At 64.6% G+C, this 16,293-nt stretch carries 13 protein-coding genes; 7 read left to right on the forward strand and 6 right to left on the reverse strand.

From position 1 onward, the window contains the following. The first annotated feature begins 139 nt into the window (after positions 1-139). From sbnB to HV670_RS01775, 7 genes are read left to right on the forward strand one after another with little or no spacing between them, the layout of a single operon-like run. Positions 140-1,159, forward strand: coding sequence for a 2,3-diaminopropionate biosynthesis protein SbnB (sbnB, locus tag HV670_RS01745; protein ID WP_175103003.1), 1,020 nt, complete (start codon positions 140-142; stop codon positions 1,157-1,159). After that, positions 1,156-3,120 (forward strand): IucA/IucC family protein, encoded by a 1,965-nt coding sequence (locus tag HV670_RS01750; protein WP_175102887.1) that lies wholly within the window; start codon positions 1,156-1,158, stop codon positions 3,118-3,120. The genes sbnB and HV670_RS01750 overlap by 4 nt, the downstream gene beginning before the upstream one ends. Then, a complete protein-coding gene (locus HV670_RS01755; protein ID WP_175102888.1) occupies positions 3,117-4,325 on the forward strand; it encodes an MFS transporter in 1,209 nt (402 codons plus the stop codon). Before HV670_RS01750 ends, HV670_RS01755 begins: the two co-directional genes overlap by 4 nt. Before the next feature lie 3 nt (positions 4,326-4,328). Further along, a complete protein-coding gene (locus HV670_RS01760; RefSeq protein ID WP_175102889.1) occupies positions 4,329-6,155 on the forward strand; it encodes an IucA/IucC family protein in 1,827 nt (608 codons plus the stop codon). Further along, positions 6,152-7,921: an IucA/IucC family protein gene (locus HV670_RS01765; RefSeq protein WP_175102890.1), complete on the forward strand. Its 1,770-nt coding sequence runs from the start codon at positions 6,152-6,154 to the stop codon at positions 7,919-7,921. Before HV670_RS01760 ends, HV670_RS01765 begins: the two co-directional genes overlap by 4 nt. Further along, positions 7,918-8,721: an HpcH/HpaI aldolase family protein gene (locus tag HV670_RS01770; protein WP_175102891.1), complete on the forward strand. Its 804-nt coding sequence runs from the start codon at positions 7,918-7,920 to the stop codon at positions 8,719-8,721. The genes HV670_RS01765 and HV670_RS01770 overlap by 4 nt, the downstream gene beginning before the upstream one ends. After that, positions 8,718-9,959, forward strand: a complete 1,242-nt coding sequence (locus HV670_RS01775) for a type III PLP-dependent enzyme (protein WP_175102892.1) — start codon at positions 8,718-8,720, stop codon at positions 9,957-9,959. Before HV670_RS01770 ends, HV670_RS01775 begins: the two co-directional genes overlap by 4 nt. Before the next feature lie 19 nt (positions 9,960-9,978). On the opposite strand, the gene pyrF is transcribed toward HV670_RS01775, so the two are convergent. From pyrF to araG, 6 genes are all read right to left on the reverse strand, one after another. Then, complete coding sequence (gene pyrF, locus HV670_RS01780; RefSeq protein ID WP_175102893.1) at positions 9,979-10,815, reverse strand: orotidine-5'-phosphate decarboxylase; 837 nt, start codon at positions 10,813-10,815, stop codon at positions 9,979-9,981. A gap of 155 nt (positions 10,816-10,970) precedes the next feature. Beyond that, positions 10,971-11,897, reverse strand: coding sequence for an aldose 1-epimerase (locus HV670_RS01785; RefSeq protein ID WP_246256869.1), 927 nt, complete (start codon positions 11,895-11,897; stop codon positions 10,971-10,973). 24 nt (positions 11,898-11,921) lie between these two features. Then, a complete protein-coding gene (locus HV670_RS01790) occupies positions 11,922-12,821 on the reverse strand; it encodes an SMP-30/gluconolactonase/LRE family protein (RefSeq protein WP_246256878.1) in 900 nt (299 codons plus the stop codon). Then, the gene (locus HV670_RS01795; protein WP_175102895.1) at positions 12,818-13,588 is read right to left on the reverse strand and encodes an SDR family NAD(P)-dependent oxidoreductase; all 771 of its coding nucleotides are present in this window, start codon (positions 13,586-13,588) and stop codon (positions 12,818-12,820) included. The genes HV670_RS01790 and HV670_RS01795 overlap by 4 nt, the downstream gene beginning before the upstream one ends. Positions 13,589-13,689: 101 nt before the next feature. Then, positions 13,690-14,682 carry an L-arabinose ABC transporter permease AraH gene (gene araH, locus HV670_RS01800; protein ID WP_175102896.1) on the reverse strand — a complete coding sequence of 331 codons (993 nt, stop codon included), beginning with the start codon at positions 14,680-14,682 and terminating at the stop codon, positions 13,690-13,692. 49 nt (positions 14,683-14,731) lie between these two features. Next, positions 14,732-16,255: an L-arabinose ABC transporter ATP-binding protein AraG gene (gene araG / locus HV670_RS01805; RefSeq protein WP_175102897.1), complete on the reverse strand. Its 1,524-nt coding sequence runs from the start codon at positions 16,253-16,255 to the stop codon at positions 14,732-14,734. Between the last annotated feature and the right edge of the window lie 38 nt (positions 16,256-16,293).

The following is a 16,293-nucleotide window of genomic DNA, read 5'->3' on the forward strand; positions in this document are numbered from 1 at the left end:
GCCCGACCGCGGTGAACGCTATCTCGAAAGTGTTTACGACAACGATTGGCTCGCCCGCATCGCTGCGTCCCGCGCGAATGCCGCCGGGCCCGCTTCGCTCAATCCTTCACCACTCCATCGCTCGACGAGGTTCTCTGACATGACATCTCACGTTGACTCCGATTTGCTCTATCTCGGTCGCCAGGATTTGATCGCGCTCGGCGGCGATCGCTCGCAGCCTTACGTGGAAGCCATCGAGGAGGGGCTCGCGCTGCATGCACGACGCGATTTCGCGCAGCCGCTCAAGCCCTATCTGCGTTGGCGCGGCGCGGATCACATCGCAGACCGCATCATCGCGATGCCGTGTTATGTCGGCGGCGAGCATCCGATCGCGGGGCTCAAGTGGATTGGCAGCCGGCAGCACAATCCATCGCGTTTCGGCAAGGAGCGCGCGAGCGCCGTGATCGTGCTCAATGATGCGCAGACGAACTATCCGGTCGCGATCATGGAGGGCGGCCTGATCAGCGGCATGCGCACGGCCGCGATCACTGCGGTGGCGACGCGGCATCTTGCGCGCGATGACTTCACCGACGTCGCGTGCATCGGTTGCGGGCCGATTGCGCGGATGCAGATGCACACACTCATCGAGCAGTTTCCGCAGATCCGCCGTGTGCACCTGTTCGATCTCTCGTGCGAGGCGATGCGCGGTTTCAGCCATGCGTTGACCAAGCGCTTCCCGCAAATCGCGTGCGAAGAAGCGGCTAGCGCCGAGCAGGCGGTGCGCTCGGGTGAGGTCGTCGTGACCTGCACCGTCGCCGACGCGCCCTACCTCCAGCACGCGTGGCTCAAGCGCGGGGCATTCGTGTGCAACGTGTCGATCATGGACGTGCACAAGGAGGTCTACGAACTCGCGGACAAGGTGATTGTCGACGACTGGGATCAATCGAACCGCGAAAAGAAGATCATCAACCAGCTCGTGCTCGAAGGGCGCTTCAGCCGCGAACGACTGCACGCGGAACTGGGTGAGATCGTGATCGGCGAGCGGCCGGGCCGCGAGAACCACGACGAGATCATTCTCCTCAATCCGATGGGGATGGCGCTCGACGACATGGTGTGCGCGCGCCATTTCTATCGACTGGCAACGCAGCGCGGCGTCGGCACGCGACTGCCGCTGTTATGAGCCAGATCGCCGAACGGGCTGACGTGGCCCGCACTCATGCAGATGCGTCGCGCGCGCAGGGCATCGCGACGGCATCGATCGAGCGGATGCTCGCGCAGGATTTGCTCGACGCGCTCTGGCTCGAAGACCTGCACGGATTTCGTGGGCGCTCGCAACTATCGCGCGGACCGGGCGATCAAGCGGTGCTTGCCGTATCGCTCGCGGACGACGCCACACTCCGCTGGCTGGGCTCGCATATTCAGGGACCGCGCGTGCTGCGCCTTCGTGCCGCGGCACCCGTGGTCTTGCAGCGCAGTGCGTCGAGCGCTTCCTTGAGCGTGGCACAAACGCTCGAAGCGCTCCGGCGCGCGCCATGGTGGCCCGAACCCAGCGATCGGCTCACGCAACTCCTGACGCTCGCGCAGCGTCAGATGGCGCGTACCTTCCTCGCGCAAGGCGCGCTGCTCGCCCGTGTTGCGGCGCGGCCGCGCAGTCTGGCTGCATGGGAAGCCGTGTGTTGTCTGCGCGATCGTCCTTTTCATCCACTTGCACGCGCGAAATTGTGGCCGGATTTTTCCGGCGACGATTTCGACGTCGAATCGGGTCGAACTGTCGAGCTGCACTGGGTCGCGGCCACGCGCGATGCACTCGCGAGCGGGACGACGCAAGAGCGCGAGGCGCAGCCCGTCGCTACGGCGCTTCTGGACGAGGTCGAGTTCGCCGCACTGGCACAACGCGCCCGCGAGCGCGGCGCCGCCGCGTCGGCACTCTGGCTTGCGGTCCATCCCTGGCAATGGCTGCATCTGCAGCGGCGCGCACCGGAACTGCTCATGCGCTGCGTCGACCTAGGCGGTGGACTCGGCGCCGCACTGCCGACCGCTTCGCTGCGCACGCTGAGCATCACGGCGGCGGAGCGCCCCGCGAACGATATTCATCTGAAGCTCTCGCTGAGTGTGCAGGCGCTCGGTGCGTCGCGAGTCATGCCGCCGCGCTACTTGCACAACGGCGTGCTTGCGCAGGCCTGCCTCGAAGAACTGCGTCGGCGTGATGCTTGGCTCGGTGCACATCTCGAACTTTGCGACGAAACGCAATGGTGGGCACTCCGGGCAGGCGACGATCGCACGTCGCTGATCCACGAAAGCGGCGAACTCGCGTGCATGCTCCGCCGTTATCCCGAAACCGACGGCTGGCTGCTGCCGATGGCGGCGTGTGCTGCAATCACGAGCGATACCCGCTTGCCCGCGCTGGATGCGCTGTGCGCCGACCCCGCCTTGCGCGTGCTGGCCGGGCCGCCGAGCGACGCGCCCGTCGAACGGGTGTGGCGCGTGTTCGGTGAGATGGCACGCCTGCTGATCGAAACGGGTCTGCGCTGCTTTGCTCACGGTGTCCTGCCCGAGCTGCATGGCCAGAACGTGATGTTGCGGATCGGCATAGTCGGGATGCAGGCACTCGTTCTACGCGATCACGACACACTGCGCGTCTGTCCGGCCGCGATGGGGGAGCACGGCATTGACCCGCCAGCCTATCTGGTCGATCGAAGCACTCCGAACACGCTGATTCTGGATCGAGCCGAAACGCTGCTTGCGTATTTTCAGACGCTCGCGGTCGAGGTGAATCTGTACGCGATCATCGCCGCGATCGCCGAGTGCTACGACACTGACGAGGCGACGGGCTGGAACATCGTCGCACGCACCTTGCACGAAACGGTCGACACGGCGCTTCAAGGGTTTCCCCATGCGCAGCGATGTGCGAGGCAGCAACTCTTCGACGCTCCGCAGTGGCCATTCAAGCAACTTCTCGCGCCACTCGCGGCACGCACATCCGTGGGCACAGGTATGCCGAGCGGTCTCGGCACGATCGCGAATCCACTTTGGACTGCGGCGGGCGTGTCGGGTGCTTCGGGCGTGTCGGGAGTGTCGGGTGCTTCGAGTGCTTCGAGTGCTTCGGGTGCCTCGGCCGCATCTGGAACACAAAGCCGATGAGCGCCCGCCCGAAGCTCGCCGTGGCCACGCTGATCGGCTGTCAGGCCGCGATCACGATGGGTCTGATGGTGCTGGTGCCGATCATGCCGCTTTTCCTGCGGGATCTGATGGGCAATGGTGTGAGTGCGGCCGAGGCAACCCGGTGGAGCAGCGTTGCGCTCGCGGCTCCGGGTGTCGGTGCGCTGCTTTGCGCACCGTTCGCCGGACGTTGGTGCGAGCGCTACGGCTACCGGCGCACCTTGCTGATGTCATTGTCCGTGTTCGTCGCGAGCATGACGGCCATGGCGCTGTCTGGCGACGTCGGCACGTTCATCGCGGGACGGCTCTTGCAGGGCGCGAGTGCCGTCAGCGTGATCGTGACGGCATTCATCTCGCGCGTAAGCGATCCGTCGAGTCGGGGACGCTCGCTCGGTCTGCAAGAGTCCGCGGTGGCCGCGGGCGCGCTGGTGGGACCCTTGCTCGGCGGCGTTCTGCAGGACTTCTGGTCAGTGCGCCCGCTGCTGCTCGCGGTTGCCGCGTGCACGGGACTTGCCGTGCTCGTGTTCGCGTCCAATCTGCGAGAACCGACTGCGCCGAGTTCGACAGCGTACATCGGCACGGGCGGCACGCGTCGCACACTCTTCGCCGACCCCGGCTTCCGGCGCTTGCTGATCGCGGGAGGTCTGACGCAAGCGGGTGCATTCGCACTCGTCAACGTGTTCGCGCTCTTCATCGAAGCGCGTTTCGCGGGGATCACTTCGCTTGCAAGCAAGATCGGCTTCCTGCATTCGCTCGGGTGGTTCGCTACGCTCGTCGCGGGGCCGTTCTGGGGTGCGCGCAACGATCGCCGCAATCCGACGAGACAGTTCGTCGGTACCGCGCTCGCCTGTGCCGGCGCTCTTTCGCTGCTTCCGTTCGCGACCGAACTCTGGCAGATCGGCCTGCTGCGGATTGCGCAAGGCGCGTGTTTTGCTGCACTCGCGCAATCCGTGCTGCTCCTGTGCTGCCGCAGCGCACCCACGCAGATTCAGGCAAGCGTGATCGCGACCGCGAAAAGTGCAATGGTCGCCGGACAGTTTCTCGGCCCGCTTGCCGTGCTCGTCGTGCTCCCGTTCGCCGGCCCCGCGGCCACCCTGTGGCTGACCGCGGCCATGTTCCTGTGCGCGGCGCTTGTGGTTCGCACCGAACCGGTCATGCGGTTTTCTTCCTTTTCAGAGTCGAGATAAGTCATGCCGATTTCTGCAACACAGCACTGCCCGCCCCCGCGCGACGTCGGGCATGAGCATCGGCCGACCGGCCACCCGACTCCCGCCACCAAGACGCCTTGCGGCGACGCGCTGAGCGCTCTGGAGCGCCAGCTGATCGAGCAGTACTTCAACACGTATTGCCGCGAAAGCACACGCTTTGACCCACGCGTGACAGACGATACGCCGCTGATGCCCGCGCTCAGGCAGGCCGTGAACACATGGCGCGCCACGGGCTACGAAGCCGCGTGTGTCGAATTCCCGCACGACGGCAGCTGTCTGTGCGTGGCGCTCGAACACTATTCTCCGATGGGTTTTCATCGGATCGGACCGCATGCGGCTCTTGGGCGGCGGAACGGAATCACGTGTGTGCTCGACGGACCGGAACCGCTGATCGAGCGCATCGCGCAGGCGCTCGAGGCGCGTTTGGCACCCGCCGATCCAGACCGGACAGCCCGCTTCGAGGCATTGATGCACAACAGTGTCGGGCGGGTTCGCCACTACCACGCTGCACGGTGCGACAAGCCGGGTACGCCGTTCGTAGAGGCCGAACAGTCGCTCCATTTTGGGCACGTATTCCATGTCACTTCGAAGGCGTCGGAAGGCTTCGATGAGAACGACCTCGAGGCCTATGCGCCTGAACTGGGTGCATCGTTCCAGCTGCACTACTTCGCCGTGTCGAATCGACGGCTCGACGCCCGCACAATCGACGACGCACCGTTGCCGATCGATACCGAAGCGATGCATGCGGCCTGCGCACTGCTTGGCGAGAGCGAGTACCGGCTGCTGCCATGTCATCCCTGGCAGGCCGCTCACCTGCTGCGTCAGCCATCGGTCGGGGCGCTGCTCGCCGCACGCGACCTGATCTCGCTCGGCCCGCTCGGCGAGCTGGCGTGGCCGACTTCGTCGGTGCGGACCGTTTGGCTGCCGCGCCAGCGACGCTTTCTGAAACTATCGCTCGATGTCCGGATCACGAATTTCGTGCGCAACAATCCGCCCGAACAGGTGGCCCGGGCGCTCGACGCGAGCCGCTATATCGCAGGACTGCCGCTCCAGGCGCGACGCTCCGAGCGCTTCGAGGTCCTGCTTGATTTCGGCTGCATGGCGCTTTCGACAGGCGACGCCGCGTTGCAGGCAAGCACGGCGGTCATCTATCGCGAAGGGATGCGCGATGAAACAGGCCTCGACGCGCGTGTGCTGGCAAGCGTGCTGGAAGATTCGGTCGAAGGCATCTCGCCGTTGCGGCGGATCCTGCACGATGCGCTCGGCCCGACGCCTTCGTTCGAGGGGCTGGCCATCTGGTGGAACGACTATCTGGAGGTCACGCTTCTCCCGCTGCTGGGTCTCTTCGCGTGTCACGGCGTGAGTCTCGAAGCTCATTTGCAGAACGCGATGGTCGCCTTTCGCAATGGCTGGCCGATACGCGGCTATGTTCGCGACATGGAAGGCGCAAGCATCAGCCGTGCGCGCGCGACGCGGGTGGAAGCGCTCGCGCCCGACAGCCCCGCGTTCTACGACGATGAGCAGGCCTGGATGCGTTTTCGCTACTACGTGCTCGTCAACCATATCGGTCATTTCATCGCCTGCGTGGGCCGCACGGGCCTGTGCGACGAGGCTGCGCTCTGGCGCGTGACGGCCGCGACGTGGGCCCGCGACACGCGTCCTGCCGTGACCGATCTGCTTGCCGACCTGCGCCGCCGGTCGACGCTTCCCGCCAAGGCGAACATGCTGAGCTGCTTTGGCGGACTCGGTGAGACACCGGCGTGGATCGACATTCCCAATCCGCTTTTTCATCAGGAGCGCAACCCGTGAAACTCGCCGAATTCGACGCGCTCATTCATAGCGATGCCTACCGCGACGCCGCACAACGCGTCATCCGTCAATTGCTCGAAGCCTTGCTGTTCGAAGACGCGCTCACGCATGCATGCTGGGCAGACACACTGCTTTCGATCGAGGCGACAAGCCGTGACGGCGAGACGCTCTTCTATCGATGCGAGGCTCGGCGCACGGCGTCGTTCGGGCGCGTCCGGATCGTGTCGACCGTGCGGCGAGAAGGACCAGGCGGCGCGGCGGATGCCGTGGACGTGGCGCTCCTGATTGCCGAACTCGCGCCGCAACTGCGCGCCGATCCCGAGCAACTTGCCCGGTTCGCGGCCGAACTGAGCGCGACCCACATCAAGGATGCGCAAACGCGCACCTCGCAGTCCGGAAGGCTTCTGCGCGGCAGAGACTACAACGAAATCGAATCCGGCCTGACCGGTGCCCATCCTTACCATCCGAGCTATAAGTCGCGCATCGGCTTCACGCTGGACGACAACGGCCGCTACGCACCCGAGTGCACACCGGGCGTTGCGCCACGCCTGCTCGCTGCGCGGCGCGAGTGCTGCCGCTGGAGCGTGAGCCGCGATGTCGAGGACGGCGATCCGCTGCGTTTGCTCTCGGGTGCGGAACGCGCTGCATTCGACATGCAACTGACCAAGCGCGGCCTGCGCCCCGCGGACTACCTGCCGCTGCCGGTTCATCCGTGGCAATGGGATGCGGCAATCGAGGCAAGTTGTCATGCGGCGTTCGCGCGTGGTGAACTCGTGCCGATCGACGTGCTCGGCGATCGCTATGCACCGCAGCAGTCGATCCGCACGCTCGCCAATGCCGACCGGCGCGAGGCGCCTTCGCTCAAGCTCGCGATGAGTCTCGTCAACACATCGACTTCGCGGGTGCTCGCGCCGCATACCGTGCGCAACGCCGCGCCGATGAGCGACTGGCTCGCGGACCTCGCGGCGCGGACTGACTGGCCGGAGCCACTCGTGCGTCCCGTGCTGCTGAGGGAAATTGCGGGTGTCGCCTACGTGCCCCGGACACCGATCGCAGGACAATACGGTGCGCTGGCCTGTATCTGGCGGGAGAGTGTGCATCGGCATCTGGCCAGGGGCGAAGCGGCACTGCCCGTCACCGCGATCACACATGTCGATGCGGACGGACGGCCGCTCGTCGCGGACTGGGTCGAGCAGCACGGCACACGCGCCTGGGTGCGCAGGCTTGTCGAGCGGGCATGGCTACCGGTGTTGCATCTCCTGTGGCGCGACGGCGCGGCACTTGAATCGCACGCGCAGAACATGGTGCTTCTGCATCGCGACGGCCTGCCGGAACGCATCGCGCTCAAGGACTTTCACGACGGCGTGCGCTACTCGCGCCGCTGGCTTTCGTGCGCCGCGCCGGCACTCGATGCGCCGCCTGCGGAACACGCGCGCGTCAATCCGAACTCGTTCATCGAAACCGATGACGCCGACGAACTACGCGATTTCACAACCGACGCCTTGTTCTTCGTCAATCTCGCGGAGATCGCGTGGTTCTTCGAATGCCATTTCGACCTCGAAGAAACTGAGTTCTGGGCAATCGCGGCCTGCGTGATTCACGACTATCAGGCCCGCTGCCCGGAACTAGCGGAGCGCTTCGCCCGGTTCGACTGCTTTGCGCCGACGATGCAAATCGAGTTGCTCGCGAGCCGGCGCTTCATGCCGGAAATTCGCCTGCGCACCCGTGCTGCCCCCAATCCACTCGCCCAAACGGTGTACGCATGAGCGCACCACGATCGCTCAAAGCGCGGCTCACCGCGACGGCCCCAAGTGGCACGCCGCTGTTCGGCGTGTTCTGCTCGACACCCGCGCCGCTGACAGTCGAGTTGATCGCGGCGGCGGGCTACGACTTCGTCGTGATCGATCTCGAACATACGCTGCTCGATGGCCTCACGCTCAACGCAATGCTGCTCGCCGCGCGGGCGAGTGGCATCGCCGCGCTGGTGCGAACTGCTGCTGCTCATCAGATCGTTCAGGTGCTCGACGCGGGCGCGCAAGGGATCGTGATTCCCCGCGTGAAGTCGGCGCACGAAGCGCGCGCAGCAATCGCCGCCGCTCATCACGCACCGCTCGGCCAACGTGGACTCAATGCGACGGCTGCCAGCCGCTTCGGCCGCGACGATCTTGCGAATGCGCTCGCGCAGGCCGCGGCCGACACGCTCCTCGTCGCAATGATCGAGGATGGCGAGGGCCTCGCCGCGCTCGACGAGATCGCGGCACTCGAAGGTATCGACGTGCTGCTCGCCGGTGCCGCCGATCTGTCGCAGGCGTTCGGTGTGCCATGGCAGACCGGACATGCCGTGGTGCGCGACGCCGTCGCTTGCGTAAGCGTCGCCGCGCGGCGGCACGGCAAGACGTTCTGCGCATTGCCGCGCAACCACGAAGAGATCGCGGACATGTATCGCGCGGGCGCGCGCCTCGCGATCCTCGGCGACGACCGTGGCATCGCCCGCCGTGCACTCGCCGCGCAATTGCAGACGTGCTCCCAATTGCAGACGTGCTCCCTGAACGAGAACGCCCCATGAATCAGGAACTGATCGAACGCTATCTCGACCGCACGGAGGCACCCGTGTGCGCCTATCTCTACGATCTCGATGGCTTGCGCCAGCGGGCCACGACGCTCACCGCCGCATTGCCAGCCGGATGCGAGTTGTTCTTTGCGATCAAGGCGAACAGCGACGCACCTGTTCTGAGCGCGCTCCACGGCGTGGTCGCGGGCTTCGAAGTCGCATCGCTCGGCGAAGCGCGCCGCGCGCGGGAAACCGGGCCGGACGCACGCATTGTCTTCGGCGGTCCGGGCAAGACGGACGACGAACTGGCAGGCGCCTTGCGACTCGGCGTCGAGTTGATCCATGTCGAGAGCGAGCTGCAACTGCGCCGTCTCGATGCCGTGGCCGACCGCATGGGACGGTGCGCTCGCGTGCTGCTGCGCGTGAACCCGAATCCGATTGCGTCCGATGCTGCCGGCGCACGGCCCGAAGGCACATTGACGATGGGGGGACAGGCCACCCAGTTCGGCATCGAAGAGGACGCCATTCCCGGTCTGATCCGCACGGCGCGGACCCTTCGGAATATCGATGTGGTCGGGCTGCATCTGCACGCGCTCTCCAACAACCTGGACGCCGGCTCACATTTGACGCTCATCCGCACCTACCTCACGCTTGCGGCGCGCATGCAGCATGACCATGGCTTGACACTCGACACGCTCAACGTCGGCGGTGGAATCGGCGTGGACTACGCGGACACAGACCGGTCGTTTGACTGGCCGCGCTTTTGCGCTGGTCTGGCGGACCTGATCGATGAATTTCGGCCCGGTTGCCGCATCGTGTTCGAATGCGGGCGCTTCATCGTGGCCGATTGTGGCGTGTACGTGACGGAAGTGACCGATATCAAGCGTAATCACGGCAAGCACTTCGCGGTGCTGCGCGGCGGTACGCATCATTTCCGCCTGCCGGCGTCGTGGCAGCACAATCACCCGTTCGTGATCCTGCCCAACGAAGCGTGGCCGTACGCCTTCGAACGGCCGTCGGTCGAAGCACAGGCCATTACGCTGTGCGGCGAGCTTTGCACGCCGAAGGACGTGCTCGCCCGGGACGTGCAAGTGCCGCGTCTGCGTGTGGGCGACCGTGTCGCCTTTCTACTCGCCGGCGCCTATGGCTGGCATATTTCGCATCACGACTTCCTGAGTCATCCGCATCCGGACCGTGTATTCGCTACGTGCCGGTCGGACGCGCTACGCGCAAGCGACTCGCCGAGCGCCTGAACCGGAGCATCCTGCCGATTCATTCATCGGACTGGCCGCGATGCGTCCGAACGAGGTTGATTGCATCGCGCGTCGCGGCCGCGGCACGCGATGCCTGTTCGGCGAAGTCTTCGCCGTCGCCCGCATAGAGAATCGCGCGAGACGAATTGATCATCATGCCCGTTCCATTCGCGGTGCGGCCCGCGCCGACCGTCGCGGCGACGTCGCCGCCCTGCGCGCCCACGCCTGGAATCAACAGGGGCATCTCGCCCACGATCGCCCGCACCTCGGCAATCTCGGCGGGAAAGGTCGCGCCGACCACCAGCGACAATTCGCCGCTCGCGTTCCACTTGTCCGCCGCCAACCGTGCGACCTGCTGATACAGGGGACGACCTCCGGTCTCGAGAAACTGGAGGTCGGAGCCGCCCGGGTTCGAGGTCCGGCAGAGCACGATCACACCCTTGCCCTGATGGGCAAGGTAGGGCTCGATCGAATCGAAACCCATATACGGATTCACGGTCACGGCGTCGGCACGATACCGTTCGAACGACTCGCGCGCATATTGTTCGGCGGTGCTGCCGATATCACCACGCTTCGCATCGAGGATCACGGGAATGCCCGGATGCTGCTCGTGAATGTGTGCGATCAACTGCTCGAGCGCATCTTCGGCGCGGTTCGACGCGAAGTAGGCGATCTGCGGTTTGAACGAGCAAGCGTAAGGCGCGGTCGCGTCGACGATCGCCCGGCAGAAGTCGAAGATCGCTTCGGGACGATTCTTCAGGCCCGCGGGAAATCGCTTCGGCTCAGGATCGAGGCCGACGCACAGCAGGGAATTCGTATGCGCCCACGCGGACACGAGAGATTGGGTAAAGGACATGGCGAGCCGGAAAGGAGCGCTGCGCGACGCAGCGAAAACGGCGTCATTGTAGCGGCTGGCACGGGCGCGGCTGCAGGATCGACTGCCAGGGGGGGCGGAGCGGCGTGGCACAGGAGCAAGACTTGCAGTTGCAATCCGCAGATTCGCGCCGGCCCCTAAACCGGTGGAAAGCGCGGCAGCGCGCCGAACAAATCGACGGTGAACCGAAACGTCCGCGTCAAACGCGCTCCCGGATCAAGCATCGTCATTCCGTGACGGACTGCCCCACCCTCGAGGTTGACCGCGTTGATCGGATGATCGACGGGTTCGAAGCAGAACCAGTCCTCACCGAGCGGCGTATAGAGCACATAGTCACGCGTATCGGCTTCGATATCGAGCGCGAGTCCTTTTTCGGGCCAGTGGATCCTTGCCCGGCCGCACCAGTCCGTAAACGCATGGTTCACGACATCGCGCGGCAATGGGTAGGCAACGCCGAAGCGGAAAGCCGCCGGAGTCGATACGCGCCGTGTCGGCAGCCAGTCACGGCCCGACAACCAGACGCGGCCGGCGGGAGCCAGCAGCAGGGTATCGCGCCCGCGCGCGATGAACGGATGCAGTCCGATGCCGAACGGCAATGCCGCATCACCCCGATTTTCGATTTCGATACGTATCGTCAGCGAGGTATCGACAAGCTCGATATCCTGGATCGCACGATACGAATAGGGTTTGCCATCAGACGGATCGCCTGTTTCCTCGAGCGACAGCACAGCTCGATGCGCCGATGCCTTTTCCACGCGCCAGGCCCGCTGCCAGCCCGAGCCATGAATCGGTAGCCGCTCACCCTTGCGGTTCGGCGCGAGCTTGACCGTGCGGCCTTCAAATTCGAAACGTCCCTTGCCGATGCGGTTCGAAAACGGCAGCAAGGGATAGCACGCCAGCGCGTCCGGGTCCACGACCGCACCATCGGGTGCCGCGCGAAACAAGGGAACCCGCCGCGTGCCGCACATCCAGTCGAAACGCGCGATGCCACCACCGGTCGCCGGTGTGAGTGCGACCCTCAAAGCGGCGCTCGAGAGTTCGAGCCGGTCAGCCAAGGCCGCCACGTTCACCCTCGCGGGTCGCCATGCTCAGAAGGCGTTTGCCGGCCGACCGGCAAACGGCGTATCGGGCAGTCCATGCACAACGGCCGCCGCCATGTCGACCCGGTAGAGGCCGCCTGCGGTCGGCTCGGCCGCAAGTTGCGCCTCGCTCATGTTTTCGCGTGCGGTCGTCAGGTACAGCGTGCCGAAATCCGCGCCGCCGAACACTGGACAACTCGGCTGTAGTGCCGGTACATCGATGCGGTGCAACTCGCGCCCCCGCGGGTCGTAGCAGACAACGCGACGGCCGCCCCACTGCGAATTCCACAGATTACCCTGCGCATCGATCGCCGAGCCGTCGGGACTGCCCGTCGCATCCGACAGCGCGACAAACTCACGGTTATTGCCGATGGTGCCATCGACCGCGTAGTCGCACACACGGATCGTGCGTGTCGGCGTATCGCAGTAGTACATCGTGCGGCCGTCAGGCGAGAACGCCAGGCTGTTCGAGATCTCGCACAAGGGCAAAGGCAGGCGCTCAACGCTCAGATCGGCATTGAGCCGGTAGAACGCGCACTGCGTCTTGTGTTCGCCCGACTCGTCCTTGGTGCCGAACACGAAGCGGCCTTCGCGATCGAGACGTCCATCGTTGAGGCGCGTGGCCATGCCCGCCTCGATCTCGGCGATGGTGCTGACCTTGCCCGTCGCGATTTCATAGAACGCGAGCCGCGACGCCAGACCCAGCACCAGATAGCGTGCATCCGCGCAGCTCGCGTAGGTCGCGAGCCGTTCGGGCATCGGCAAGGTGCTCAATTCACGGCTGGCGGAGTCGTAGCGGTGCAGCACCGATTGCTCGATGTCGGTGAAATACACGAGCTGCTCGCGCGGCTCCCAGATCGGCCCCTCGCCGAGCGTGCACTTCGTGTCGAGGAGCAGTTCCGCGTTCACGCCCAGCCTCCGTCGACGACCATATGCTGAGCGGTGATCATATTGCTGTCGTCGGCGGCGAGAAACAACGCCATGCGCGCGACATGCTCGGGCATCAGTTCGGCATCGATGCACTGGCCCTTCTTGATGTCCTTGCGGCCTTCGTCGTCGAGCCACATTTCGCGCTGCTTCTTCGTGAGCACCCAACCCGGCACGAGCGCGTTCACACGGATACTGAACGGCCCGAGGTCGCGCGCGAGACCGCGCGTGAGCCCCTTGATCGCCGATTTCGAGGCGACATAGACCGGATAGTTGCCGTTCTTGAGCATCCAGCTGATCGAACCCAGATTGATGATCGACCCCTTGCCGAGCGACTTCATATCCTCGATGACCGCCTGCGCCGCGAAGAACTGGTGGCGCAGGTTGACCGCGATGCCCTTGTCGAAACTGTCGGGTGTGACCGATTCGATCGAGTGCCGCACATCGTTGGCGGCGTTGTTGACCAGCACGCCGATCGGGCCGAATGCCGCGCGCACATCGGCCACGGCCTTCCTGAGCGCATCGATGTCGGTCAGGTCGCAACGCAGGAACAAGGGCTTGTGACGCGCATCGCCGAGCCGCTCGGCCAGCGTTTCGCCTGCATTCTGGTCGATGTCGAGAAAACCGACCTTCGCGCCTTGGGCGACGAAGTGCTCGACAAACGATTCGCCAATGCCGGTCGCGCCGCCGGTAATCAGGACGGTGCGATCGACGAGACTCGGAAACTGGCCATACGGTGACGACGACATCGAGGTCCCTTGTTCGGTTAGGTGAATGGACACAGCCAACAGGCCAAAGCTTGAAGCACGGAGGCAACGGCTGGCAAGTGTCGGTCGCGCATCAGTTGCGCTCAGTCGCGTGACCCGCGGTTCTTCAACTGGTCGAGCAGCACCGCCGCGAGCAGGATCGCCCCGCGCACGAGGTACTGATAGAACGCGTCGATGTTCAGCAGGTTCATCACGTTCTCGACCGTGCCCATGATCAGCACGCCGATCACGACACCCGAGATCGTCGCACGACCGCCAAGCAGCGACACGCCACCCAGCACGCAGGCCGAGATCACGTTGAGCTCGAAACCCTGGGCCGCATTCGGCTGGCCCGAGGTAATTCGCGACGCGAGAATCACGCCGGCGAGCGCCGTCACCGCACCCTGCACGAGGAAGATGTAGACGCGCGTGCGTTCGACGTTGATCCCCGCGAGACGCGACGCTTCGGGGTTCCCGCCGATCGCGAGCGTGTTGCGGCCGTAGACCGTGTTGTTGAGCATCACGCCGAATACGATGAAGCAGAGCAGCGTGACCCAGATCGGCAGCGAGACGCCGAACAGCGACAGGCCACCCAGGGCGATAAAGGTATCCGAGGAGACCCCAACCGCCTGGCCATTCGAAACGATAAAGCCGAGCCCGCGCACGATTTCCATCGTCGCGAGCGTCGTGATCAGCGCATTGATCCGCAAATAAGCGATCACCGCGCCGTTGAGCCAGCCGATCACCGCGCCTGCGAACACGGCCGCGACAATGCCGAGCATCGTGCTGCCTGTCGCGTTGAGCACCATCGCGCAGAGCACGCCGGCGAACGCGACGGTCGATCCGACCGAGAGGTCGAAGTCGCGCGAGGCGAGGCAGAACATCATCGTGCACGCGACCATGCCGATCTGGGAGACCGACAGCGCGAGACCGAGCATGTTTTCGATCGAGAAGAAGTGATCGACGAAGATCGACGTCGTCACGAACATCAAGACAAAGATCACGATCAGGCTGTACTCGGTCAGTTGCTGCAACCAGCGCTGCTTGTCGTTTCTTTGCGGCACGAGTGTCTCGGCCAGCTTTTCTCCAACTTCCATGATGGGCTCCTACAATGCTTTTTAACTTGAACGTGGTCGGTCTGCTGTGTCAGGCCGCGACGGGTTGCGTCTTCTTCGGGTGGCCGCTCGGCAAGGCGAGATCGAGCACGCTGGCCTCGCTGGCCTGCGCACGCGTGAGCTCACCCGCAATGCGGCCCTGCTTCATCGCGATGATCCGGTCGGACACGCCGAGGACTTCGGGCAGTTCGCTCGAAATCATCACGATCGCGCAGCCGCGTTCGGCGAGTTCATAGATCACGTTGTAAATCTCATGCTTTGCGCCGACGTCGATCCCGCGGGTCGGTTCATCGAGAATCACGACCTTGAGATCGGGTTCGGCGAGCCAGCGCGACAGAATCGCCTTTTGCTGGTTGCCGCCCGACAGGAAGCGGATGCGCTGGCGGCGGCTCGGTGTCTTGATCTTCAGCCGCTGGATAAAGGCATCCGCGGTTTGCGCTTCCTTCTTGTGATCGAGGAACAGGCCAGCACGCAGGGAATGGCGGCGGCAACTGATATTGATGTTCTCCGAGACCGAGGCGATCGCGATGATGCCCTCCTCCTTGCGGTCTTCGGGGCAGAGCACGATGCCCTGGCGGATCGCATCGCCGGTGCGCGAGATCTTGATCGGCTTGCCGTCGAGCAGTACCTCGCCGCCCTTCTTGCTATCAGCGCCGTAGATCAGTCGCATCAGTTCGCTGCGGCCCGCACCGACCAGCCCGAAGAAGCCGAGGATCTCGCCGCTGCGCACCGAGAAGCTGGTCGGTTCGGCGAGCTTCTTGCCTTCGATGTTGCGGACTTCGAGGCGCACCTCACCGGCCTTGCGCGGGCGATAGCCCCAGATGTCGGAGATTTCGCGGCCGACCATCTCGCGCACCAGCGTATCGCGCGACACACCTTCGAGGGTGTCGTGCGACGCCACCTTGCGGCCGTCGCGGAAAATCGTCGCACCGTTGCACAGTTCGTAGATTTCGTCGAGCCGGTGCGAGACATAGATCAGGGCATGGCCCTCGGCGCGCAGGTCGTGCACGAGCTTGAACAGCACCTCGGTCTCGTGGTGCGAGAGCGAGCTGGTCGGCTCGTCGAGCGCGATCACCTTCGCATTGCGCATCAGCGCCTTGCAGATCTCGACCATCTGGCGCTGTGCGATCGACAACTGGCGCAGCTTCTTGTTGACGTCGAGATCGACGCCCATCGCATTGAGCCGTTCGCGCACATACTGCTTCGACTCGCGCATGTGGACCCAGCCAACCGAGTTCGGCAGGCGGCCGAGCATCAGGTTTTCGGCCACGGTCAGGTCGGGCACATACTGGAGTTCCTGATGGATCACCGCGATGCCGGCCGCGATCGAATCCTTCGCGCTTGAAAAGCGCCTTTCGTCGCCGTCGATGAGCACGCGACCCGAGTCGGGCTGGTATTCGCCGCCGAGCACCTTGAGCAGGGTCGACTTGCCCGCGCCGTTTTCGCCCAGCAGGCCGTGAACCGAGCCCGCCTTCACTTCGAACGACACACTATCCAGTGCGCGTACGCCCGGAAACACCTTGCCGATATTGTCAAAACGTAGCGTCGTGGTCACGTCGCCTCCATCCATTCCGAGTATTCAGGCGCGCTCTC

Origin of the sequence: Pararobbsia alpina (assembly GCF_902859895.1) — a bacterium.
Taxonomy (GTDB): domain Bacteria; phylum Pseudomonadota; class Gammaproteobacteria; order Burkholderiales; family Burkholderiaceae; genus Pararobbsia; species Pararobbsia alpina.